Annotated in this window: 24 protein-coding genes and 3 tRNA genes; 3 read left to right on the top strand and 24 right to left on the bottom strand. The window is 69.0% G+C overall.

Annotated elements, in window-relative coordinates; genetic code table 11:
* The 15 genes from ACSFBE_RS12625 to ACSFBE_RS12555 form a co-directional block, all read right to left on the bottom strand.
* The coding region (locus tag ACSFBE_RS12625) for a GTP-binding protein (protein WP_435448179.1) at positions 1-351 on the bottom strand (351 nt) is incomplete at its 3' end.
* 77 nt (positions 352-428) lie between these two features.
* A tRNA-Thr gene (locus ACSFBE_RS12620) sits at positions 429-503 on the bottom strand.
* A 41-nt stretch (positions 504-544) separates the two neighbouring features.
* Positions 545-618: transfer RNA gene (locus tag ACSFBE_RS12615), tRNA-Gly, on the bottom strand.
* A 65-nt stretch (positions 619-683) separates the two neighbouring features.
* Positions 684-769, bottom strand: a tRNA-Tyr gene (locus ACSFBE_RS12610).
* Between the two features lie 136 nt (positions 770-905).
* Positions 906-1,604: a uracil-DNA glycosylase gene (locus tag ACSFBE_RS12605; protein WP_435490743.1), complete on the bottom strand. Its 699-nt coding sequence runs from the start codon at positions 1,602-1,604 to the stop codon at positions 906-908.
* Positions 1,604-2,404: an indole-3-glycerol phosphate synthase TrpC gene (trpC, locus tag ACSFBE_RS12600; protein ID WP_435490730.1), complete on the bottom strand. Its 801-nt coding sequence runs from the start codon at positions 2,402-2,404 to the stop codon at positions 1,604-1,606. The genes ACSFBE_RS12605 and trpC overlap by 1 nt, the downstream gene beginning before the upstream one ends.
* 22 nt (positions 2,405-2,426) lie before the next feature.
* Positions 2,427-3,452 carry an anthranilate phosphoribosyltransferase gene (gene trpD, locus ACSFBE_RS12595; protein WP_435490729.1) on the bottom strand — a complete coding sequence of 342 codons (1,026 nt, stop codon included), beginning with the start codon at positions 3,450-3,452 and terminating at the stop codon, positions 2,427-2,429.
* Positions 3,453-3,465: 13 nt separating this feature from the next.
* Positions 3,466-4,125, bottom strand: coding sequence for a LysE family translocator (locus ACSFBE_RS12590; protein ID WP_435490728.1), 660 nt, complete (start codon positions 4,123-4,125; stop codon positions 3,466-3,468).
* Positions 4,126-4,135: 10 nt separating this feature from the next.
* Positions 4,136-5,185, bottom strand: coding sequence for a low-specificity L-threonine aldolase (gene ltaE, locus ACSFBE_RS12585; protein WP_435490727.1), 1,050 nt, complete (start codon positions 5,183-5,185; stop codon positions 4,136-4,138).
* 4 nt (positions 5,186-5,189) lie between these two features.
* Positions 5,190-5,774, bottom strand: a complete 585-nt coding sequence (locus ACSFBE_RS12580; protein WP_435490726.1) for an anthranilate synthase component II — start codon at positions 5,772-5,774, stop codon at positions 5,190-5,192.
* Positions 5,771-6,163: a GxxExxY protein gene (locus ACSFBE_RS12575; protein ID WP_435452229.1), complete on the bottom strand. Its 393-nt coding sequence runs from the start codon at positions 6,161-6,163 to the stop codon at positions 5,771-5,773. Before ACSFBE_RS12575 ends, ACSFBE_RS12580 begins: the two co-directional genes overlap by 4 nt.
* Positions 6,163-7,665: an anthranilate synthase component I gene (gene trpE, locus ACSFBE_RS12570; protein WP_435490725.1), complete on the bottom strand. Its 1,503-nt coding sequence runs from the start codon at positions 7,663-7,665 to the stop codon at positions 6,163-6,165. Before trpE ends, ACSFBE_RS12575 begins: the two co-directional genes overlap by 1 nt.
* Before the next feature lie 213 nt (positions 7,666-7,878).
* Positions 7,879-8,571, bottom strand: a complete 693-nt coding sequence (locus ACSFBE_RS12565; RefSeq protein ID WP_435490724.1) for a phosphoglycolate phosphatase — start codon at positions 8,569-8,571, stop codon at positions 7,879-7,881.
* Between the two features lie 93 nt (positions 8,572-8,664).
* Positions 8,665-10,098, bottom strand: a complete 1,434-nt coding sequence (locus tag ACSFBE_RS12560) for a DUF5666 domain-containing protein (protein WP_435490723.1) — start codon at positions 10,096-10,098, stop codon at positions 8,665-8,667.
* 88 nt (positions 10,099-10,186) lie between these two features.
* Positions 10,187-10,858 (bottom strand): response regulator, encoded by a 672-nt coding sequence (locus ACSFBE_RS12555; protein ID WP_435490722.1) that lies wholly within the window; start codon positions 10,856-10,858, stop codon positions 10,187-10,189.
* A 227-nt stretch (positions 10,859-11,085) separates the two neighbouring features.
* Between ACSFBE_RS12555 and ACSFBE_RS12550 the strand changes: the two genes are divergently transcribed.
* Together ACSFBE_RS12550 and ACSFBE_RS12545 are read left to right on the top strand one after the other, a co-directional pair.
* Positions 11,086-12,414 (top strand): DotU family type IV/VI secretion system protein, encoded by a 1,329-nt coding sequence (locus tag ACSFBE_RS12550; protein WP_435490721.1) that lies wholly within the window; start codon positions 11,086-11,088, stop codon positions 12,412-12,414.
* A 22-nt stretch (positions 12,415-12,436) separates the two neighbouring features.
* The gene (locus tag ACSFBE_RS12545; protein ID WP_435490720.1) at positions 12,437-13,537 is read left to right on the top strand and encodes a type VI secretion system protein; all 1,101 of its coding nucleotides are present in this window, start codon (positions 12,437-12,439) and stop codon (positions 13,535-13,537) included.
* Between the two features lie 28 nt (positions 13,538-13,565).
* Here ACSFBE_RS12545 and ACSFBE_RS12540 read toward each other — a convergent pair whose 3' ends face one another.
* The 7 genes from ACSFBE_RS12540 to argS form a co-directional block, all read right to left on the bottom strand.
* Positions 13,566-14,789: a THUMP domain-containing class I SAM-dependent RNA methyltransferase gene (locus ACSFBE_RS12540; protein ID WP_435490719.1), complete on the bottom strand. Its 1,224-nt coding sequence runs from the start codon at positions 14,787-14,789 to the stop codon at positions 13,566-13,568.
* 10 nt (positions 14,790-14,799) lie between these two features.
* Positions 14,800-16,362 carry an RNA polymerase factor sigma-54 gene (locus tag ACSFBE_RS12535; RefSeq protein ID WP_435490718.1) on the bottom strand — a complete coding sequence of 521 codons (1,563 nt, stop codon included), beginning with the start codon at positions 16,360-16,362 and terminating at the stop codon, positions 14,800-14,802.
* 17 nt (positions 16,363-16,379) lie between these two features.
* A complete protein-coding gene (gene lptB, locus ACSFBE_RS12530) occupies positions 16,380-17,189 on the bottom strand; it encodes an LPS export ABC transporter ATP-binding protein (protein ID WP_435490717.1) in 810 nt (269 codons plus the stop codon).
* A complete protein-coding gene (gene lptA / locus ACSFBE_RS12525; RefSeq protein WP_435490716.1) occupies positions 17,186-17,866 on the bottom strand; it encodes a lipopolysaccharide transport periplasmic protein LptA in 681 nt (226 codons plus the stop codon). The genes lptB and lptA overlap by 4 nt, the downstream gene beginning before the upstream one ends.
* A gap of 124 nt (positions 17,867-17,990) precedes the next feature.
* On the bottom strand, positions 17,991-18,641 hold the full coding sequence (locus ACSFBE_RS12520) for a thiol:disulfide interchange protein DsbA/DsbL (protein ID WP_435490742.1): 651 nt from the start codon (positions 18,639-18,641) through the stop codon (positions 17,991-17,993).
* A gap of 110 nt (positions 18,642-18,751) precedes the next feature.
* On the bottom strand, positions 18,752-19,450 hold the full coding sequence (locus ACSFBE_RS12515) for an SPOR domain-containing protein (protein ID WP_435490715.1): 699 nt from the start codon (positions 19,448-19,450) through the stop codon (positions 18,752-18,754).
* Between the two features lie 19 nt (positions 19,451-19,469).
* Positions 19,470-21,155 carry an arginine--tRNA ligase gene (gene argS, locus ACSFBE_RS12510; RefSeq protein ID WP_435490714.1) on the bottom strand — a complete coding sequence of 562 codons (1,686 nt, stop codon included), beginning with the start codon at positions 21,153-21,155 and terminating at the stop codon, positions 19,470-19,472.
* Between the two features lie 131 nt (positions 21,156-21,286).
* Here argS and ACSFBE_RS12505 point away from each other — a divergent pair, with 131 nt between their 5' ends.
* A complete protein-coding gene (locus tag ACSFBE_RS12505) occupies positions 21,287-21,607 on the top strand; it encodes a PsiF family protein (protein ID WP_435490713.1) in 321 nt (106 codons plus the stop codon).
* Positions 21,608-21,649: 42 nt separating this feature from the next.
* On the opposite strand, the gene ACSFBE_RS12500 is transcribed toward ACSFBE_RS12505, so the two are convergent.
* Positions 21,650-22,102 (bottom strand): DUF2214 family protein, encoded by a 453-nt coding sequence (locus tag ACSFBE_RS12500; RefSeq protein ID WP_435490712.1) that lies wholly within the window; start codon positions 22,100-22,102, stop codon positions 21,650-21,652.
* Positions 22,099-23,031 (bottom strand): LysR family transcriptional regulator, encoded by a 933-nt coding sequence (locus ACSFBE_RS12495; protein WP_435490711.1) that lies wholly within the window; start codon positions 23,029-23,031, stop codon positions 22,099-22,101. Before ACSFBE_RS12495 ends, ACSFBE_RS12500 begins: the two co-directional genes overlap by 4 nt.
* Between the last annotated feature and the right edge of the window lie 8 nt (positions 23,032-23,039).

The following is a 23,039-nucleotide window of genomic DNA, read 5'->3' as shown; positions in this document are numbered from 1 at the left end:
ACGGGTCTGGGGCATCGGGCCGTCGGCGGCCGAGCACACCAGGATGGCGCCGTCCATTTGGGCAGCACCGGTGATCATGTTCTTCACATAGTCGGCGTGGCCGGGGCAGTCGACGTGAGCGTAGTGGCGGTTGGCCGTTTCGTACTCGACGTGGGCGGTGTTGATCGTGATGCCGCGGGCCTTTTCTTCGGGCGCCGCGTCGATCTGGTCGTACGCCTTGGCTTCGCCGCCAAACTTGGCCGACAGCACCGTGGCGATCGCCGCCGTCAGCGTGGTCTTGCCATGGTCGACGTGACCGATCGTGCCCACGTTCACGTGCGGCTTGGTGCGGGTGAATTTACCTTTTGCCATTTTCTCGACTCCGAAAAAAACGAGATCAACACATTCACATGGGGCCGCACGCGCGACGGCTGCAACCCCGACAGATTTGGTGCCCTTTGCGGGAATCGGACCCGCGACCTCTCCCTTACCAAGGGAGTGCTCTACCACTGAGCCAAAAGGGCTTTTTGTCTAACCAATCGCTTCCGGCGCTGAACCGGGTCTCTGGAGCGGGAGACGGGAATCGAACCCGCGTCATCAGCTTGGAAGGCTGGGGTTCTACCATTGAACTACTCCCGCATCGGGGGCACTTCAAGGCACCCAAAGCGCTCGTTCCAATCGCTCTTAGAAACCAAATTCATCGCTGGTGGAGAGGGCTGGATTCGAACCAGCGTACTCGTAAGAGGGCAGATTTACAGTCTGCTGCCATTAACCACTCGGCCACCTCTCCGGCGAACCTCGAAATATAGCACGGTTTGAAGTCACTTCCGAAGCCGCGGCCTCATGCCAGAGCATCGAAAACCGTGTTTTTGGCGGCTCCGGCCGTTGCGCCCCTGCGACGAGCTACAAAAACAAGAGCGGCCGCTTCAACCCCCGTGCTGCTCCCGCCAGGCACGCGCTTCGCCGAAGTGACCGCACCCGATGAAAGGCAGCGGCGGACGCAAGGCCGACAGCGGTGATGGATGGTTGGCAATCAGGACGCGGTGCCGGGTTGCATCGATCAGCGCGCGCTTGCTCTGCGCATGCGAGCCCCACAGCATGAACACGACCGGCCGATCGCCGGCCGCCACATGCCGGATCACCGCATCGGTCAGCACTTCCCAGCCGCGTCCCGAATGGCTGGCCGCCTGGCCCTCCTCCACCGTCAGGCAGGTGTTGAGCAACAGCACGCCGTGCGTGGCCCAGCGCACCAGACTGCCGCCCGGCTGCGGGAAGGGCGGCGGTGGCGTGCCGAGATCGCGCTGCAGTTCCTTGAAGATGTTGCGCAGCGACGGCGGTAGCGGCACGCCGGGGGCGACCGAGAAGGCCAGGCCCTCGGCCTGCCCGCGGCCGTGGTACGGGTCCTGCCCCAGGATCACGACGCGCACCTGCTCCGGCGGCGTGAGCTCCAGCGCACGCAGCGGCTGCGGCGGGAAGACGACCGCGCCGGCCTCCAGCCGCTCGCGCAGGAAACCCTGCAGCGTGACGCCCACGGGGCTTGCAAAGAAGTCGTCGACCAGCGCCTGCCAGCCCGGCGCGACCGGCCAGCCCGCCGGGTCGGCGCTCGTGAGCTGCGTCGCCACCATCACCGGAACAGATCCGCCAGCGCCTCCCCGGGCTCGGGCGCGCGCATGAAGGCCTCGCCGACCAGGAAGGCATCGATGTCCGCCGCGCGCAGTCGCGCCACGTCTTCGCGCGTCGCGACGCCCGATTCGGTGACCAGCAGGCGCTCGGCCGGCACGCGCGAACGCAGGTCGAGCGTGGTCTGGATCGACACCTCGAAGCTGCGCAGGTTGCGGTTGTTGACGCCGATGAGCGGCGTCTGGAGCCTCAACGCGCGATCGAGTTCGGCGCCGTCGTGCACCTCGACCAGCACCGCCATGCCCAGGCCGAGCGCGATCGCTTCGAAGTCCTTCATCTGCGCATCGTCGAGGCAGGCCGCGATCAGCAGCACCGCGTCGGCACCCATCGCGCGCGATTCGTAGATCTGGTACCCGTCGACCATGAAGTCCTTGCGCAGCACCGGCAGGTCGCAAGACGCACGCGCCTGCTTCAGGAAATCGATGCCGCCCTGGAAGAACTGCCGATCGGTCAGCACCGACAGGCAGGCCGCGCTGATGGTGCCGTCGCCCTCGGCGTAACTCTGCGCGATGTCGGCCGGGATGAAGTCGGCGCGCAGCACGCCCTTGCTCGGGCTGGCCTTCTTGACCTCGGCGATGACCGCGGCTTGGCCCCCGGCGATCTTGCTACGCAAGGCGCCGACGAAGTCGCGGGTGAGCACACGGCTCTCGGCGTCAAAGCGCACGGCCTCCAGCGGGCTGCGCTTCTTGGCGGCGGCAATTTCCTCGTGCTTGACGGCAATGATCTTGTTCAGGATGTCGGACATGGGTCGGGCTTTCTCTCTCTCGTCAGAAGGCGGCGGTGGCGGCCACGAGGTCGGCCAGCTTGGCCTTGGCCGCGCCGCTGTCGAGCGCAGCGCGCGACTTCGCCACGCCGTCGGCGACCGAGGTGGCCACGTTGGCCGCGTACAGCGCGGCGCCCGCGTTGAGCAGCACGATGTCGCGGGCCGCGCCGGGCTCGTTGTCGAGCACGCCGCGCAGCATCGCCATCGATTGCTCGGGCGTCTCGACGCGCAGCGCGCGGTTGCTCGACATCGCGAAGCCGAAGTCCTCGGGATGCAGCTCGTACTCGCGGATTTCGCCGTCCTTCAGCTCGCCGACCATCGTGGCCGCGCCGAGCGAGATCTCGTCCATGCCGTCGCGGCCGTAGACCACGAGGGCGTGCTCGGCGCCGAGCCGCTGCAGCGCGCGCACCTGAATGCCCACGAGGTCGGGGTGGAACACGCCCATCAGGATGTTCGGCGCACCGGCCGGATTGGTCAGTGGCCCGAGGATGTTGAAGATGGTCTTGATGCCCAATTCCTTGCGCACCGGGGCGACGTTCTTCATCGCCGGGTGGTGGTTGGGCGCGAACATGAAGCCGATGCCGACCTCGGCGATGCACTGGGCAATCTGCTCGGGCTTCAGGTTGATGTTGACGCCCAGGGCTTCCAGCACGTCGGCGCTGCCCGACTTGCTGCTCACGCTGCGCCCGCCGTGCTTGCTCACCTTGGCGCCCGCCGCGGCCGCGACGAACATCGAGCAGGTCGAGATGTTGAAGGTGTGCGAGCCATCGCCCCCGGTGCCGACGATGTCGACCAGGTGCGTCGTGTCCGCCACCGACACCTTGGTCGCGACCTCGCGCATCACCTGCGCGGCGGCGGTGATCTCGCCGATGGTTTCCTTCTTTACGCGCAGGCCGGTGATCAGCGCGGCCATCATCACCGGCGAGCACTCGCCGCTCATGATCAGCCGCACGATGTGCAGCATTTCGTCGTGAAACACCTCGCGGTGCTCGATGGTGCGCTGCAGCGCTTCCTGGGGGGTGATGGGCATGGTGTCTCCCGTGTCAGTGTGTTGGCGAAGAAAGCGGGTTGTCGGACAGCGCGAGCTTGATGCCGAAGCCGATGAACATGGCGCCGGCGACGCGGTCCAGCACACGCATCCAGTGGCGCACCGTGCCGCGGCGTGCCAGCCAGCCGGCCGCCACGGCCCAGCCGGTGTTGACCGGAATGGCGTTGAGGTTGAACAGCAGTCCCAGCAGCACGAACGCCAGCGCCTTGTTGCCGGCGTCGGGCGCGATGAACTGCGGCACGAAGGCCAGGAAGAACAGCGCCACCTTGGGGTTGAGCACGTTTGTCCAGAAGCCGCCCATGAAGATCGCCCTCAACCCGCGTGGCGCGTCGACTGCCGGTGCGGCTTCGGTCGCCACCGCCGGCGCTGGCCTGGCGAACAGCATGCGCGCGCCCAGATACAGCAGGTAGGCCGCGCCGAGGACCTTGAGCACCGTGAAGGCATTCGTCGACGCGGCCAGCAAGGTGCCCACGCCCACGGCTGCTGCCACGATGTGCACGAAGCAGCCGGCGGTGATACCCAACCCGGCGACGATGCCCGCTCGCACGCCTGAGCGCAGCGCGTTGCTCACGATGTAAAGCACGTCGGGCCCGGGCGTCAGGTTGAGCAGCCAGCCCGCGACGATGAAGGCGATGAGGTGCGCGGTGTCCGGCATGCGCAAGCCCTCAGTGCGCGAAGAATTCGCGGATCGCGACCAGCGCGCGGTCGACCCCGCCCGCATCCACATCCAGGTGCGTGACGAAGCGCAGCCGGTACAGCCCCGTCGCCAGGATGCCGCGCGCGTTCAGGTGCGCCAGCAATTCCGTGGCACGTGACGCCGCTGCGCCCTCCAGGTCGACGAAGACGATGTTGGTCTGTGGCGCCTCGACCCGCAACCCCTCGATGCCGGCCAGGCCCGCCGTCAGCCGTTGCGCCAGTGCGTGATCGCTGGCGAGCCGGTCGATGTGGTGGTCGAGCGCATGCGATGCGGCGGCCGCCAGCAGCCCAGCCTGGCGCATGCCGCCGCCCGCCATCTTGCGGATGCGATGCGCCCGCGCAATCAGTTCGCGCGAACCGCACAGCGCCGAGCCGACCGGTGCGCCCAGCCCCTTGCTGAAACACACCGACACGCTGTCGAAGCACTGCGCGATGCGGCGCGCCTCGGCGCGCACGTCGGTGCCGAGCGCGGCGGCTTGGGCCGTCGCCGCGTTGAAGACGCGCGCGCCGTCGAGATGGCGCTGCAGCCCGCGCGACTTGGCCAGGTCGGTGGCGGCCTGCACGTAGCCGAAGGGCAGCAGCTTGCCGCCCAGCGTGTTCTCCAGCGCCAGCAGCTTGGTGCGCGCGAAGTGCGCGTCGTCGGGCTTGATGGATGCCTCGATCTGCGCCAGCGGCAGCGTGCCGTCCGGCGCATGGTCGAGCGGCTGTGGCTGCACGCTGCCGAAGACCGCGGCGCCGCCGCCCTCCCAGCGGTAGCAGTGGGCCTGCTGGCCGACGATGTACTCGTCACCGCGACCGCAATGCGACAGGATCGCGCAGAGATTGCTCTGCGTGCCGGTCGGCATGAAGAGCGCGGCCTCAAAGCCGAGCATCGATGCGATCTTTTCCTGCAGCGCGTTGACGCTGGGGTCGGCGCCGAAGACGTCGTCGCCCAGGGGCGCGGCGGCCATCGCGGCGCGCATGGCGGGCGTGGGCTGGGTGACGGTGTCGCTGCGCAGATCGACGGTGGCGTTCGGCATGGGCTCAGTTCAGAAAGTTCTTGAGCATGGCGTGGCCGTGCTCGGTGAGGATGGATTCGGGATGGAACTGCACGCCCTCGATCCGCACGTCGTGCGCGAAGCCGGTGTGGCGCACGCCCATGATCTCGCCGTCGTAGGTGCTCGCCGTGATGGCCAGCTCGGCCGGGCAACTGTCGCGCTCGATCGCCAGCGAGTGGTAGCGATTCACCGTGAACTTCTCGGGCAGCCCGGCGAACACGCCTTCGCGCGTGGTCGTAATCTCGCTGGTCTTGCCGTGCATGAGCTGCTGCGCGCGCACGATTTTCCCGCCGAAGGCCGCGCCGATGGCCTGGTGACCGAGGCACACACCCAGGATTGGCAGGCGGCCCGCGAAGGCCTGGATCGCCGCCACCGACACCCCCGCCTCCGCCGGCGAGCAGGGGCCGGGCGAGATCACCAGCCGCGCCGTGCCGGCTGCGATGCGTTCGCCGATGCCGGCCACGTCGATCTCGTCGTTGCGCACCACCTCGACCTCCGCCCCCAGTTCGCCGAAGTACTGCACGATGTTGTAGGTGAAGGAATCGTAGTTGTCGACCATCAGCAGCTTCATGGCTTGGCTCCGATCCGATGCACGCCCTTCACCACGGGGAAGACGTTGAAGTTGATCAGCAGGCCGAGCCGGTGGCCCGACAGCCGCACCGCCGCCTGCGCCTGTGCGCGGTGCAGGTCGTCGAGCGCATCGACCGCCCGCACCTGCACCACCATCGCCTGTTCGATGACGAAGTCGGCGCGGCAGACGTCGCCGAGCGCGCGGCCCTTGTAGCTCGCCGCGACCGGCACGTCGCGCTCGAAGCCGATCTCGCGCTCGGCCAGTTCGATGGCGAGCGCGGCGGCATACACCGCTTCTGGCAGGCCGGTGCCGAGCACGCGCTGCACCTCGACGGCAGCGCCGATGATCTCGTGGGAGAAGTCGTTGTTGGGTGTGTTGTCGTCGGCCATCATTCCAGTCCCTCTTCCACCAGTTCGGCCGCGCGCAACAGCGCACGCGCCTTGGCTTCGGTCTCTTTCCATTCCAGTTCCGGCACCGAGTCGGCCACCACGCCTGCCGCGGCCTGCACATGCAGCACCTGGTCCTTGATGACACCGGTGCGGATCGTGATGGCGACGTCCATGTCGCCCGCATAGCTGATGTAGCCGCAGGCGCCGCCATAGAGGCCGCGCTTGGTCGGCTCGAGCTGGTCGATCAGCTCCATCGCATGCACTTTCGGCGCGCCGGTCAGCGTACCGGCCGGAAAGGTGGCCTTGAGCACGTCGATCGCGGTCATGCCGTCCTTCAGCGTGCCTTCGACGTTGCTCACGATGTGCATCACATGGCTGTAGCGCTCGACCGCGAAGGCCTCGGTCACCTTCACGGTGCCGGTCTTCGCGATGCGGCCGATGTCGTTGCGCGCCAGGTCGATCAGCATCACATGCTCGGCGCGCTCCTTCGGATCGTTGATCAGTTCCAGCTCGGCGGCCTTGTCGAGCTCCAGCGAGGCGCCGCGCGGCCGGGTGCCGGCCAGCGGGCGGATCGTCACTTTCTGCTCGCCGCCCGGCATGCTTTCCTGGCGCACCAGGATCTCCGGCGACGCCGCCACCACATGGAAGTCGCCCAGGTGGTAATAGAACATGTAGGGCGAGGGGTTCAGCGAACGCAGCGCGCGGTAGAGCGACAGCGGCGCCTCGGTGTAGCGCTTGCTGATGCGCTGTCCGATCTGCACCTGCATGAAGTCGCCGGCGGCGATCAGCTCCTTGGCGCGCTCGACCGCCGCGATGTAGTCGGCCTTGGCGAAGCTGCGTTCGGCGGGATGCGCCTGCGACGGCTTCACCTGCGGGGCGCTGACCGAGTACTTGAGCTGCTCGCGCAGTTCACGCAGCCGGCGCTTGGCATTCGCATACGCCTCGGGCTGCGCCGGGTCGGCGTAGACGATGAGGTAGAGCTTGCCCGACAGGTTGTCGATGACCGCCAGCTCCTCGCACTGCAGCAGCAGGATGTCGGGGCAGCCGAGCGTGTCGGGCGGGCAGGTGGCTTCGAGCTTCTTTTCGACGTAGCGCACCGCGTCGTAGCCGAAGTAGCCGGCCAGACCGCCGCAAAAGCGCGGCAGGCCGGGCCGCAACGCGACCTTGAAGCGCTTCTGGTAGGCCGCGATGAAGTCGAGCGGATTGCCTTCGGCCGTTTCGACGACCTGGCCGTCGGTCACGACCTCGGTGCGCGCCGCGGCGCCGAAGCCGCTGGCGCGGATCAGCGTGCGCGCCGGGAGGCCGATGAAGCTGTAGCGGCCGAAGCGCTCGCCACCGACGACGGATTCGAGCAGGAAGCTGTACTTGCCGCCGTCCTTGGTGTGGGCCAGCTTCAGGTAGAGCGAGAGCGGGGTTTCGAGGTCGGCAAAGGCCTCGGCCATCAGCGGGATGCGGTTGTAGCCCTGCGCGCTGAGGCTTTTGAATTCGAGTTCGGTGATCACGGTGGGGGTCTCCGTCGGCCAGTCGACGTTTCGTCGGTCGCTGGCGGGTCATTCAGGAAATTGGCCGGGCGTCGGAAATTCGACGGGGGCCGCGGGCGCACGGCGTGCGCCGTGCCATCAAACAGGCAATGACGTTGGCGTGCGCCAAAGCCAGGCTCCCCGGCAGCCTTGCCCTGTCTTGATGACGTGATGAATGAACATGGAGCGGCAAGTTTAGCCGAGCACTGTGCCGCCAGCCAGTTCGGCCAGCGAATCGATGAAGCCGTCGGCATCGACCGCCCGCACCAGCTCGCCGTGGTTGTAGCCATAGCTCACCAGCACTACCGGGCAGCCGGCCGCCCGCGCGGCGCGCGCGTCGTTGCTCGAATCGCCGACCATCAAGGTGCGCGCGGGCTCGGTACCGAGTGCCTCGCAGGTTTTCAGCAGCGGCAGCGGGTCGGGCTTCTTGCGCTCGAAGGCGTCGCCGCCGAAGACCACCTCGAAGAAATCGTCGAGGCCTTTGGTCGCGAGCAGCGAGCGCGCGAACGCCGTCGGCTTGTTGGTCAGGCACGCCAGGCGCAGGCCGCGCTCCCGCAGCGCCTGCAGACCTTCGGGCACGCCGGCATAGACCGTCGCGTGCTGCCCGTTGATGCCTTCGTAGTGGTACTGGTAGAGGGCAAACGCCTGCGTGTACGCCGCCTCGGGTGCGCCCACATGCTGCAGCACCGACGCGATCAGGTGCTCGGCGCCCTTGCCGACCATGCGACCGACCGCCTGCCCGTTCACCGCCGGCAGGCCGAGCTCGCCGAGCATGGCATTGAGTGCCGCCACGAAGTCGCCGAGGGTGTCGACCAGCGTGCCGTCGAGATCGATGATCGCGGCGTCGAGCCGGGTGTGGGTCGGGAGGAAGGCGTTCGAAGAAGACAAGCGGAATCCTGAAAAAAGCGCCTGCAGGCGCGGCAAAGGACAGTGAAGCGATCGCGGCCGAGGGCGGCCGTGGGCCTGCCCTCGGCCTTCGCCTCAGTCGAACACCACCTGCGTGGCGATCAGCACGTCGTTGACGATCCGGGCGCCGGTGATGGTGACCTTGGTGCCATTGCGCAGATTGGGCGCTGCGCCGTTGACGAACTGAACGTCCGGCGCGCTGGCGTCGACCTGCTGCCCCTTCACCTTGAAATCGGCGATCGACCGGAACGCGCCCACCGGCCCGATGGCCTGGAACACCGCGGTGCTGGGCCCGCCGGGCGCCTTCTTGATCCGGAGCTTGGTGGCGACGAGGACGCCGTTCGACACCGTGCCGCCCACCTCCACCTCGGCGCCATTGCCCAATGACGCCAATGACGCCGACGGGCCGCCGGTGACCCTGGCCGACGACGCATCCACCGGCGTTCCCAGCAGCCGGAAGCTGTTGACGCCAGCGAAGTCGGTCACCACGCCACCGAGCTGGCGGCGCGTGCCTTCTCTCAGGGATACGGGGTACCAGGGCTCCACCGACGTGACAGTCAACCGGCCGCCGACCGGGGGCGCAGCGGCGCGCACCCGCACGTTGGTGCCCGGCGTCAGCGCTGCGGCCGCCACCGTGGCCGAGGCGTAGTCCACCGTCAGCCCGCCGAGGCTGAAGCGCCTGCCAGCGGTGTCCAGGTTCTGAAGCGTGCCGGTGAGGATCGGCGTCGCGGCGTCGCGCTGCTCGATGCGGGTCGCCTGCAGCACGCCGGCGCCAGCGGGCAAGGCCCAGACCTGGACGGTCGCACCCGGCGCCAGCGCCGACAGGCCGGCCAGGTTGCCCCAGACGGTGGCGCTGTCGGTGATCACGGTGCTGCCAAGCGCCGTGAACCGCCCGCTGGCCGGATCCACCGCGTCGACCACGCCGCGCAGATCGACGGCGGATTCGACGTCGGTCGCGGTGCCGGCGGTGAATTCGGCGTTGGTGGGGCCGTTCACCTTCACCGTCATGCCGAGCTGCAGCAGCGGCACATCGCGCAGCTTCAGCACCGCGGCGCTGGTTTCGTAGCGCACGCCATTGACGATGATGCTGCCCACGCCGCCGACGCCGCCGACGCCGGAATCGCCCGAATCGCCGGCCGAGGCCGAAGCGCCCGTGCCGCCAGAGCCGACGCCGGAACTGTCCCCGGCCGACGCGGAAGCCGTGCCGCCACCGGTGCCACCGGTGCCACCGGTGCCACCGGTGCCACCGGTGCCACCGGTGCCGCTGGCCCCGCTGCTGCCGCTGCTGCCGCCCGCCCCGTTGGAACCGCCCTCCCCGCCACCGCTGCCCCCCCCGGCCTGTGCCTCGACGCCGGCGGCGGTGAGGCCGAAGCCCCAGTCGACGGCGCTGACCGTTACCGCCGCGCCCCCTCCACCATCGCTGACGCCGCCCCCACCCCCGCCCCCGCCGCAGGACAGAACCGACAGCGCAGCAAGCGCGAGGAGAGCACGCAGGAGAATCTTTTTCATCGGACTGGATTGTGGCGGCTGCGCCCGCCCCCGCACGCGATTGTGTTGCGTGATGTGTCGGCTCCCCGGCCCAGCGGCTGGGTGCGCGTCAGGCTTCGGTGAGCGCCTGCGCGGCCACCACGGCCTCGGTGCGGTTGCGCACGTTGAGCGCCCGGAAGATCGCCGCCAGGTGGATCTTGACCGTTCCCTCGCTGATGCCCAGGCTGCGGCCGATCAGCTTGTTGGGCTTGCCTTGCGACAGCAGCTGGAGCACCTCGACCTGGCGGTCGGTCAGCACGTTGCGCAGATGGTCGAGGGTCGAGCCGTGGCCGTTGCCCAGGTGGCGCACCGGCTCGGCGGGCGGCAGGCCGGCCACGATGCCGACGGGCACGGCCGACAGCATCATCGGCGGCACGTATACGCCGCCAGCGAGCACCAGCCGCACCGCGGAGATCATCACCTCCGGGGAGTAGGCCTTGGGAATGAAGCCCAGCACACCGCGTTCGAGCGCCGTGCGCATCACCGCGGGATCCTCGGTGCCCGACAGCACGATGACCGGCACGGCTGGATGGCGGCGGCGGATCTCGTCGATGTGCGAATGGCCTTCCGCGCCGGGCATGTTGAGGTCGATCAGGGCCAGGTCCAGATCGTCCGAGGCGGCACGCAGCAGCTCGTCGACGCTCATGGCGAGCACGAACTCGATGCCGGGCTCGAGTTCGGCCAGCTTGGCCTTGACCGCTTCGATGACGAGCCGGTGATCGTCGGCGATCAGGATTTTCATGGCGAGGGTCCCGGGGTTCGAATGAACTCCAAAGCGGCTGAAGATAGCGGTGATCGCCTCCCGCGGCAAGGCGCAGCCGGCGGCCGAACGGCATAGGCCCCAAGCGCTATTGGCATGCAGGCAGACCGGTGAAAAGAATTTCTTTCACTTTCATTCCAGCAGGGCCAGCGCATGGGCCATCGATTCGGGCACGAGCACGACCTGCCTTCCGCGGCGGATGTCTAGGCATGGCAGCCATGGCACGCCTGCTCGACGCCTTCTGCGGCTTCTTCGCCTTCGGCCTCGGGCTGGCGGCGACGTCCGAGGCGGGCGGCCCGCTGCCGGACCGCTTCGCTGCGCGACAGCGGGCGCGCGCGCTGATCGACGCTGCCCGCCAGCGCGCACTGGCAGGCGGGTGGCCGGCCCACCAGGTCGAGTCGGCCTGCTTCGCGGCCGTGGCCTGGTTCGACGAGCTGCTGCAGCGGACCAGCCCCGACGAGGCCGCCAGCCCGCTGCAATCGGTGCTGTTCAATTCCAGCAACGCCCCGACCGAGTTCTTCCACCACCTGGCGGCGCTCGGCCCGGACGACGGCGCGGTGCGCGAGGTCTACTGGTACGCACTGGCGCTGGGCTTTCGCGGGCAGTACTACTTCGAGGCGGCGGCCGCCGGAGAACGCGGCAAGCTGCAGACCTTGCACGCCGGGCAACTGCCGACGCCGCCGCTGCCGCTCGCCACGCTGCCGCGGCTGCGGCTGACGCCCCAGCCCTATGCCCTGCCGGATCCGCCGGCGCCCCGACAGCCGCAGCGTCGCCGCCGCGCCCTGGTGCGCGCCGGTGGCGCCCTGGCGCTGCTGGTGCCCTCCACCTATTTGATGAGCCTGCTGCTGACCGGCATCCCGGCGCCCGCGACGCCGCCGACCGGCGGCGTCGCCCAGCAACTCCAGCGCTATGCCTGTGCCGACCTGGCGCTGGGCGCCGCAGTCGACGGCCGGGCGCAGGTCAGCGGCTTCGTCGCCAGTTCCGAGGACGGCGCCCGCGTGCGCCAGGAGATCACGGCCCTGCCCGGCGCCCCCGCGCCCGAATTCGACCTGCGCATCCGCGGCTGGCCCTATTGCGAGGTCGCCGCGCTGCTCAAGCCCTACCAGATGCGCAACCGCGACAGCAAGGCAGGCCTGCAGGTGCAGGCCCTCTCCGCGCCGGGTGGACGTCTGCGCGAAGGCGACCCGGTGCGCCTCCAGGTCACCGGCCCCGGCCACAGCACCCATCTGCACGTCGACTACTACAACAGCGAGGGCGCCGTGCTGCACCTGACGCCGCCGGGCGGTGCCCCCCTGCGGGCGAGCCAGACCCTCACCCTGGGCGACGACATGCCCAGCAGCTGGCTGGTGAGCCCGCCCTTCGGCACGGTGCTGGTGGCAGTGCTCGCGTCCCCTGCCCCGTTCGACCGCGTGGCAGATCGACCGCCCTACGAACTCGCGCCGACCTACCTGGCCGCGTTGCGCGAATCGCTCCCCGCCAACCCGGGCGGGCCGCGCCTGCTGGCGGATTTCCTGTTTCTCGAAACCGTTGCACGCTGAATCGACACGAAGGAGAAGCGCCATGGCCACCCTGTCCTTGCTGCCCGCGAGCTTCTGGCAACTGGTCGCGCTGTGCGGGATCGGCTTCGCCGGGCTGTGGTGGTTGCTGCTCGGCGCGCCGCACGCGGCACGGCGGCGTGCCTTGCGCGCCCGCATCGCGGCGCTCGGGCCAGCAGATTCGCCCTCGCAGCGCCAGGCGCTGTACGGCATGCGCCACGCGTTCGCGCAAGCCCGCCAATCGCTGCGGGACGCGGGGCAGTCGGCCCGCACGCAGCGCGACAGCCTCTACCGCATCCCCTGGTTTCTCTTCATCGGCGACACGGCGTCCGACGTGCCGGGCCTGCTCGCCGCCGCCCACAGCGTCTCGCCGCTGCCGGTGGCGCACAACCGCGACATCAATGGCCGCGCCTTCTGGCGCTGGTGGTTCCTCGAAACGATGACGGCCATCGAAACCAGCCCCGCCGCGGTCTGCGACTGCGGCTCTCGCCCCGCCCGCAACCTGTGGTACCAGGCGCTGATGGAACTTGCCGAGCAGCGCGAGCGCCTGCCGCTCAACGGCCTGGTCGTCTGCATCGGCACGCGCAGCCTGCTGGGCGAGGCAACGACGGTCGCCGAGGCCACGACGCATCTGCGCCATCTGGTCGAGGAGGCGGCCGAGCATCTGCAGCTGCAGCTCCCGGTCTATCTGATCGTCACCGGGCTCGAGCACCTGCCCGGCTACGGCACCGTGCGGGACGCGTTGCCGTCCGACGTGCTGGCCCAAGCGCTCGGACATCGGCTGCCGCTGCAGGACCGGCACGCCACCGCGTTCCAGGGCGACCGGCTCAGCGCGCTGTTCGAGCCCATCGCCGCGCGCCTGCACGGGCTGCGGCTGCGGCTGCTGGAGGAAGCCAACGGCGCTGCCGAGCAGTTGGCGATCCACACCTTCTTCGACCAGGTGAACGCCCTGCAGCCGGGCCTGCGGCGGGTGGTGGACCGCATGTTCGAGGAGCGCCGCGGCCGGCGTTCGACGCATTGGCGGGGCCTGTACCTGACCGGCGCGCCGGCCGATGCAGGCGGCGCTTTCGTGGCGGACCTGTTCCAGCGCTTCCTGCCGGCCGACCAGCCGCTGGCGCACGGCTGAAACGCGACCGAGCGGCGAACCGGCAATGTCAGGGGCGCGGCGTGCGGGCCGAGCCGGCGACCATGTCGAAGCGGAACAGCCGGCATTCGATCGGGCCGTTCCACATCGGCACCCGGCGCGATTCCTTCAGGCGCATGCGCTTGGGCAGTTGCAGGTCGGGCGTGAGCACCCAGGCGGTCCAGCCGGCGTAGCTCTTCTTCCAGTGGCTCGCCAGCTGGGTGAAGAACTCGCCGCCGTCGTCGGTTGCGGCCTGCTCCCGGGCGCCAGCGCGCGCCACGCCGCCAACCTCGATCCGCTCGCCGTAGGGCGGGTTCAGCACGATCACGCCGCCCTCGGTCGGCGGCATGCGTTGCAGGGCATCGCCGCCGCGGAACTCGATGGCCGCAGCGACGCCGGCCCGCTCGGCGTTGCGCTCGGCGAAGTCAACCATGCGGTGCGACACATCGCTGCCGAAGATCGGCGGCGACGCGCGTTCCGGCGCATCGGCGGCCTCGTTCTGGATCGTCGCCCACACGTGCGGCTGGAAGGGCAGCAGCTTCTCGAAGCCGAAACGCCGCAGCGCGCCGGCCGGAATGCCCAGGCCGATCTGTGCCGCCTCGATCGCGATGGTGCCGCTGCCGCAGCAGGGGTCGTACAGCGGCGCATCGGACACGGCGCCGGTTTCCGGGTTCCACCAGCCGCTGGCGGCCAGCATGGCGGCGGCCAGGGTTTCCTTCAGCGGCGCGTCGCCGGTGTCCTGCCGCCAGCCGCGCTTGAAGAGCGGCTCGCCGGAGGTGTCGATGTAGAGCGTGCAGGCGTCGGTGGTGAGGTGGGCGAAGACGCGCACGTCGGGCCACTGCGTCTCGATGCTCGGCCGCACGCCGCCGGCCTTGGCGCGGAAGCGATCGGCGATGGCATCCTTGATGCGCAGGGTGGCGAAGTTCAGGCTCTGCAGCGGGCTGTGCTGCGCCGTGGTCTCGATCTTGAAGGTCTGCTGCGGCGTGAACCAGATCTCCCAGGCCACGCCGCTGGCGATGGCGTACAGGTCGTTCTCGTTGCGATAGGGCGCGTGCGCCAGTTCGACGAGCACGCGCTGCGCCAGCCGGCTGTACAGATTGAGCTTCATGGCGTCGCGCCAGGAGCCACGCACGAAGACGCCGCCGCGCGAGGCCATCAGGTCGTCGCCGGACAGGCCGGTGAGGCCGTGCACTTCTTGCGCCAGAAAGTCTTCGACGCCGGCGGCGCAGGGAAGGAAAAGATGGAGCTGGTTCATGGTGTGGCCCTCAGAGCGCCTTGCGCAGGTTGGCCGGTGCGATGCGCAGCGCCTCGCGGTACTTGGCGACGGTGCGGCGGGCGCATTCGATGCCCTGCTCCTTGAGCATCTCGGAGATCTGGCTGTCCGACAGCGGCTTCTTGATGCTCTCGGCCGTGACGAATTGCTTGATGAGCGCACGCACCGCGGTGCTCGACGCGTTGCCGCCGGTTTCGGTGCCCAGCGCCGAACCGAAGAAGTACTTCAGCTCGACCGTGCCGTAGGGCGTCGACATGTACTTCGCCGTGGTCACCCGGCTGATGGTGGATTCGTGCAGCCCGAGCTCGTCGGCGATCTCGCGCAGCACCAGCGGCCGCATGGCCAGTTCGCCGTGCACGAAGAAGCTCTTCTGCCGCTCGACGATGGCGTTGGACACGCGCAGGATGGTGTCGAAGCGCTGCTGGATGTTCTTGATGAACCAGCGCGCCTCCTGCAGCCGCTGCGACAGCGCCTGGCTGCCCTCGCCCTTGTGCTGCTTGAGCGCGCCGGCATAGATGTCGTGCACCCGCAGGCGCGGCATCACGTCGGGGTTGAGCATGACGCGGAACTTGAGGTTGGTGCCGGTGCCCATGCGCGTGACGATCACGTCGGGGATCACCACGTTGCGTTCCACGTCGACGAAGCGGCGGCCCGGCTTGGGTTCGAGCGTGGCGATCAGCTGCAGCGACGAGCGCACCTCCTCCTCGTTGCTACGGGTGAGCGTGGCCAGGCGCTTGAAGTCGCGCCGCGCGAGCAGCTCCATCGGCTGCTTGCAGATGGCGATGGCGCTCTTGCGAATCTGCGCCTGCTCCGGTGTTTCGCCGGCATGGGCCAGTGCCCGCAGCTGGATCGCCAGGCACTCGCCGAGGTCGCGCGCGCCGACGCCGACCGGCTCCAGGCTCTGCAGCAGGCCGAGCGCGACCTGGAAGTGATGCACCAGCCCGTCGAACTCGTCGTTGTCATCGCCGGCCAGGCCCGAGGCCAGCGCCGGCAGCGATTCCTCGAGGTAGCCGTCCTCGTTGAGCGATTCGATCAGGAAGCGCAGCGCGGCCCGGTCGCTGTCGTTCAGCCGCAGGCTCAGCGCCTGCCGGTGCAGGAAGGACTGCAGCGATTCCTGGCTGCGCGCCAGTTCGGTGGCGTCGGCGCGTTCGTCGTCGCCCAGGTTGTTGGCGCGCGGCGGCGCGTCGCCGCCCCATTCGCTGTCGTCGGGCGCCATCTCGACGGTGCCGTCACCCTCCCAGTCGGGGGCGGCCTCGGTGGCATCGACCACCGGCGCCTCGGCCTCGCTGGTCGCCGTGCTGCTGTCGCTGCTGGCGGCGGCGGGGCCGGGGGAGAAGTCGTCGTCGCGCGGCGGCGGGGCGTCGGCGGCGTCGACGCCGAACTCCTCGCGGGCGGCCTCTTCGGCGGTGCGCTCGAGAAACGGGTTCTCGTCGAGCATCTGCTCCACCTCCTGGCTCAGTTCGAGCGTGGACAGCTGCAACAGCCGGATCGACTGCTGCAACTGAGGCGTGAGCGCGAGATGCTGCGAAACGCGGAGCGAAAGGCCCTGCTTCATGGAGAGTCCAGGCTCCCCTACATGCGGAAGTGTTCGCCCAGGTACACGCGGCGTACCTCGGCGTTGTCGACGATCTCCGAAGGCGTGCCTTGTGCCAGCACTTGCCCGTCGCTGATGATGAAAGCGTGGTCGCAGATGCCCAGCGTCTCACGCACGTTGTGGTCGGTGATCAGCACGCCGATGCCGCGCTCCTTCAGGAAGCTCACGATGCGCTGAATCTCGATCACGGCGATCGGGTCGATGCCGGCGAAGGGTTCGTCCAGCAGGATGAAGCGCGGCTGCGTGGCCAGCGCCCGGGCGATCTCGACCCGGCGGCGCTCGCCACCGGACAGCGCCAGCGCCGGCGAGTCGCGCAGATGCTCCACCCGCAGGTCCGACAGCAGCTCGTTCAGGCGGTCGTCGGTGCGCTTCTTCGACAGCGGCACGAGCCGGCCCTTGGCGTCGGGTTCGCGCTGGAGCTCGAGCACCGCGCGCACGTTTTCCTGCACGCTGAGCTTGCGGAAGATCGACGCTTCCTGCGGCAGGTAGCTCAGGCCCATGCGGGCGCGGCGGTGGATCGGCATGTGCGCGATCGGCTCGCCGTCGATGCTGATCTCGCCGGCGTCGGCCCGCACCAGGCCGACGATCATGTAGAACGAGGTGGTCTTGCCGGCGCCATTGGGTCCGAGCAGCCCGACGACTTCGCCCTTCTGCACGTCGAGCGAGACGTTCTTGACGACCTGCCGACTGCCGTAGCGCTTCTGCAGCCCGCGCACCTGGAGCCGGCTGCCTTCGGCCGCGCCGCCATCGGGCGCGGAATGCTTGGCGATGTCCACGCTGGCGTTCACGGGCGCGCTTCTCCACCGAGGGTCGTGCTTGGACGCAGGCCGCTCCCCGGCGCGGGGGTCGGCGCGGCCGGCGCGCTCGGTGCTGCCGCGTCTGCGGCCGCCGCCTTGGGCGTCAGGATGGCGCGCACCCGGCTGCCCTGATTGCCGGTCGCCACGCTGGCGCCCGGCGGCAGTGGCGCGCCGTTGACGGTAAAGGTGTCGTTCCCCTGGTCGTAGACGATCAGGGCGCCGGTGCTCTCGTCGTTGACCTTGGCGCCCAGCAGGCGACGCATCACCGCGCGGCGGATGAACTTGACGTTGTCGGCGCGGCTGTCGTACTCGATCACCTCGCCTTCGCCCTCGGTCCACTCGTCCACGCCGGAATCGCGCTTCTGCTTGTAATAGGCCAGCTTGCCCGGCGCCGCGGTGACCACCCCGTACTGATAGCCCTCCGGGTCCTGCCGGACGTCGATGCGCGTGCCGCGAATGATGATGGTGCCCTTGGTCACCACCACGTTGCCGGTGAACACGCTGGTCTGCTTCAGATCGTCGTAGCGCATGGCATCGGCCTCGATGTTCATGGGCTTGGTGCGATCGGCTTTCTCGGCCAGCGCCGGGAAAGCGGCGACGGTGAGCAGCAGTGCGGCGAAGCCGGCACGCAGGAGGGAGGAAAGGGGAGTGTGGGGTCGAAGTGTCATAAAGGCACGAAACTTGCTCGACGATTGTATGCGCCGGATCAGTGCATCCGGTCGCTCGGACGAAAAAGCCCGCCAAGGCGGGCTTTGACATGGGGGGCGCGGCCGCGTCGAACGGCCGAGAGCCTCAGCTCTTGCGGGCTTCGGCGACGAGCAGGCCCACCACTTCCAGCGCGCGGTCCAGCGAACCGGCCGTGTCGCCGTCCACATACCAGCGCCCCGCCACGCCCAGGGCCGGCACGCCGGCCACCTGGTAGTCGCTGGTCAGTTGGGTGGCGCGCTTGGCCTTGCCGGCCACCGAGAAGGACTTGAACAGGTCCGCGAACTTCTTGCCGTCGAGGTCGGGCTGCTTCTCGGCCCAGGCCAGGATCGCGGCGTCGCCGACCAGCGGCTGGCGCTGTTGGTGGATGGCCTGGAACAGCTTCATCTGGAAGGCATCGACCTTCCCCATGGCTTCGAGCGTGTAGTACAGCCGCTGCTTGACTTCCGTGTCGTTGCCCACGAAAGGGACCGGGATGCGCTTGAAGGCGACGTCGGCCGGCAGCGTCTTGATCCAGGTTTCCAGGCGCGGCTCGAAGGCGGCGCAGTGCGGGCAGTTGTACGAGAAAAACTCGACCACCTCCACCTTGCCGGCGGGCGTGTCGACCGGCGCGCGCTTGCCCAGCACGATGTAGTCGGTCCCGGCCTTGGGTGGGCGGCCCTGGGCATGCACGGCGGTGGCGGCGAGGGGGAGCAGCGCCAACGAGGCGGCAGTCAGCGAAAAGTCACGGCGTTTCATGGTCATCAAAGGTTCTCCTATGCGGCTGACAGAGCCGGGCGGCGGCTGCGGAGTTCCCGCAGCCGGGGGGACGCGCCCGGAGGCGCCGATTCGGTCACGGCCTGCAGCGTTCAGCGCTGCACGCGGACCAGGTTCGATTCGAGGCCGCCGCTGTCGAGGCGCGCCTTGAGGCGGTCGGCATCGTCTTTCTTGTTGAAGGGGCCCGCGCGCACCCGGTACACGGTGCGCCCGGCCTGCTCGCGCTCGGTGACGCGGGCCTCGACGCCCATCAGGGACAGCTTGGCACGCTGCGCCTCCGCGTCGTCGGTGCTGCGGAATGCGCCGGCCTGCACGAAATACACGAAGGGGTCGGCGGCATCGGTCGCCGTGGCCGGCGCCGTGATGCCCGCACGGGCACGGGCCAGGTCGCCCAGCGGGTCGGACGAGGCGGCGGGCGCATTGGTCTCGGGTGCCGGGCGCGGGCGGACGGCCGGGGCGGCCGGAGCAGCAGCACTGCGGCCGTCGGGCGCCACCACGGCGGGCACCGGCCCGGTGCCGGGTGCCGGTGCGTTCAGGGGGCCGACGGAGGCGGGCTGCTCCGGTGCGGCCGGGCGCGCGGCGGGCTTGCCCGCGAGCGGCGCGTTCGGGTTCCAGTCCCTGTTCTTGCGAGCTTCGGCCTCGTCCTGCTCGACGCCGCCCTTCTGGGTTTTGTTCATGAACGGGATCGGCACCTTGGTCACGTAGACCGCGATGCCGAGCGCCACGCCCAGGCCCAGGACGATGCCGATGATCAGGCCGATGACCGTGTTGCCGCGTTGTCTTGTTTTCATGGGGAAGAGAAAGAGATCGTCACATCTTGCGCGGCGCGCTCACGCCGAGAATCGCGAGGCCATTGTGCAGCACCTGCGCGGTGGCGGCGACCAGCGCCAGGCGAGCGAGCTTGACCGGTTCCTCGTCGACCAGGATGCGTTCGGCGTCGTAGTAGCTGTGGTAGCTGGCGGCCAGTTCGCGCAGGTAAAAGGTCACGTCGTGCGGCGCGAAATCCTTGGCCGCGGCGGTGAGCATCTCGGGGTACTTCGCCAGCATCAGCATCAGCGCCTGCGCCGCCGGGCTCTCGAGCGCCGACAGGTCGACGCCCTTCAGCGCGGCCTCGTCGCCACCCCACGCGGTCAGCACCGAGCAGATACGCGCATGCGCGTATTGCACGTAGTAGACCGGGTTGTCGTTGTTCTTCGCGACCGCCAGGTCGACGTCGAAGGTGTATTCGGTGTCGGGCTTGCGCGAGAGGAGGAAGAAGCGGACCGCGTCGGTGCTGGTCCATTCGATCAGGTCGCGCAGCGTGACATAGCTGCCGGCGCGTTTGCTGATCTTCACTTCCTCGCCGCCCTTGACCACCCGCACCATGGTGTGGAGCACGTAGTCGGGGTAGCCGGCTGGGATGCCGACGCCGGCCGCCTGCAGGCCGGCGCGTACGCGGGCGATGGTGCCGTGGTGGTCGGTGCCCTGGATGTTCACCACCGTGTGGAAGCCGCGCTCCCACTTGGCGATGTGGTACGCCACGTCGGGCACGAAGTAGGTGTACGTGCCGTCTTGCTTGCGCATGACGCGGTCCTTGTCGTCGCCGTAGTCGGTCGACTTGAGCCACAGCGCGCCGTCCTGCTCGTAGGTCTTGCCGGCGTCGACCAGCTTCTGCACCGTGGCGGCCACGCGGCCGCTGGTGTAGAGGCTGGACTCCAGGTAGTAGTTGTCGAACTTGACCTGGAAGGCCTTCAGGTCCAGGTCCTGCTCGCGGCGCAGGTAGGCCACGGCGAACTGGCGGATCGAGTCGATGTCGTCCACGTCGCCGCTGGCGGTGTATTCGCGGTCGTCGGCGCTGACGGTCTTCCTGGCCTTGAAGTCCTCGGCGATGTCGGCGATGTAGTCGCCGTTGTACGCCGCGGCCTTCTCGCCGCTCGGCCATTGCGCGTCGCCCGGCTTGAAGCCTTGCAGACGCAGCTGCGTGCTGCTGGCGAGCGTCTGGATCTGCACGCCGGCGTCGTTGTAATAGAACTCGCGGTAGACGTCGGCACCCTGGGCGGCCAGCAGGTTGCAGATGGCGTCGCCCAGCGCCGCCTGACGGCCATGGCCGACGTGCAGCGGGCCGGTCGGGTTGGCGGAGACGAACTCGACCAGCACCTTGTCGCCGCGGGCGGGCTGGCGGCCGAAGGCGTCGCCGGCGGCCAGCACCTCGCGCACGATCTGCTGCTTGGCGGCGGTCTTCAGGCGAATGTTGAGAAAACCGGGACCGGCGATCTCGATCGCCTCGACCCACTGCGTGAAAGCCGGCGTGGCGAAGAGCGTGGCGCTCAGCTGCTCGGCCAGTTCACGCGGCTTGCGGCCGAGCGGTTTGGCCAGCTGCATGGCGGCCGTGCTGGCGAAATCGCCGTGGGCCGCCACCTTGGGCGATTCGAAAGCAGCCTTGGCACCGGCGCCGGACGAGAAGGATTCGAGCGTGTTCGCGAGCGCCGCGAGCAGCTCCTGTTTGACCAATAGCATCGACGGATTTTACGGGTGCAAACCCGGATCGCCCGCCGGACGGTCATCCGGGCTGCGGTATCGACCGTTAGCATGAACGGCCCCGGGGGTCGGGGCCGCTGTCACACAATCAACCACCGAGGAACCACACCATGAAGAACATCCTTTCCCTGATCGCCCTGGGCGCCTGCCTCTCCTTCGGCGCCGCGCAAGCCCAGGACAAGGCCGCCACGCCCGAGAAGGCACCGACCGCCCAACAGGGCAAGATGGCCACCTGCAACAAGGACGCCGGCGAGAAGAAGGGCGACGACCGCAAGACTTTCATGAAGAGCTGTCTGTCGGCCGACGGCGGCGTCAAGGTGACCCAACAGCAAAAGATGAAGACCTGCAATGTCGACGCCAAGACCAAGGCATTGGCAGGCGATGCCCGCAAGGCCTTCATGAAGACCTGCCTCAGCAACAAGCCGGCCTGAGCCGCTTTCACCCGAAGAAAAGCCCCGCTCGCGGGGCTTTTCTTATTTGCCGAAGCCGCGGGCGAGGAAGACGGCGACCAGCGGGATCAGCGCGATCAGGTGCGCCTGCACCATGACCAGCTTGCGGGTCTTCTGGATGTCTGCCTCGGCCGGCAGGGCGCCGGTGGCGCGCAACGCCTTGCGCCAGCGGAAGTAAGTCATGGTCGGGAAGATCGAGATCACGCCCACCACGATGAAGAGCGTGAGCTTCACGTGCAGCAGCGGGTTGGTCCAGTACCAGGACGTGCCCTTCACGCCCCAGACGGTACGCGCGACGCCGGTGGCCAGCACCATGATCGCGGCGATGCCGTAAACCAGATCGACCTTGGCGAGCCGCTCCACCACCGCGGCGTTGAGCCACTGCACGCGGCACAGCGCGGCTTCGCTGGAGATGAAGACGACCATCGTGAGGATGGCCAGCAGGTGCAGGTAAGCGAGGATGGCTTCGAGGGTCATGGCGCGATTGTGCCGCTCCAGAATTCCGGACGCCCGTACTCGGCCTTGAGGAAATCCAGCCAGAGGCGCACCCGCAGCGCCAGGTGCTTGCGCTGCGGGAATACGGCGTAGATGCCGTTCGGCGGCGCCGCAAAATCATCGAGCACCGGCACCAGCAGGCCGGCCTCGACCTCGGCTTCGATCTCCCAGCCGCTGCGCCAGGCGATGCCGTGGCCGGCCAGGCACCAGTCGTGCAGCACCTGGCCGTCGGAGCAGTCGAGCGGGCCGCTGGGCTTCAGGTGGATGGTCTCGGGCTCACCGCTCGCCGAGGGAACGCGGAACGCCCAGCCGCGTGTCTGGGATGCATCGCTCGACAACGTCAGGCAGGCGAAGCGCGCCAGGTCGGACGGATGGCGCGGCGTGCCGTGGCGGCGCAGGAAGGCCGGCGTCGCCACGCAGCGGCGGCGGTTGTCGGCCAGGCGCAGGCTCACCAGCGACGAGTCGGGCAAGTCGCCGACCCGCACCGCGCAGTCGAAGCTCTCGCCGGTGACGTCGACCACCCGGTCGCTCAGGTTGAGCGACATCGTCACTTCGGGGTGCAACGCATGGAAGCGTGGCACCAACGGCGCGACATGGCGACGCCCGAAGCCCGCCGGCGCCGTCACCCGCAGGTGGCCGCTGGCCTTCACGCCACCGGCACTCACGCTGGCCTCGGCATTGGCGAATTCCACCAGCAGGCGCTGGCAGTCCTCGAGGAAGGCGCTGCCCTCGTGCGTGAGCGTGAGGCGGCGCGTGGTGCGCAGCAGCAGCTTCACGCCCAGGCGTTCCTCCAGCGCGTCGATGCGCCGGCCCATGATCGCCGGCGCCACGCCCTCGGCCTTGGCCGCCGCGGTCAGGCTGCCGCGGGTGGCGACCGAGACGAAGGATTCGAGTTGGGTGAGGCGGTCCATGGGCATCC

Source organism: Variovorax sucrosi (assembly GCF_051216635.1).
Classification (GTDB): Bacteria; Pseudomonadota; Gammaproteobacteria; order Burkholderiales; family Burkholderiaceae_C; genus Variovorax.
The sequence above is the reverse complement of the archived record's forward strand: the minus strand, read 5'-3'. Positions and strand labels throughout refer to the sequence as shown.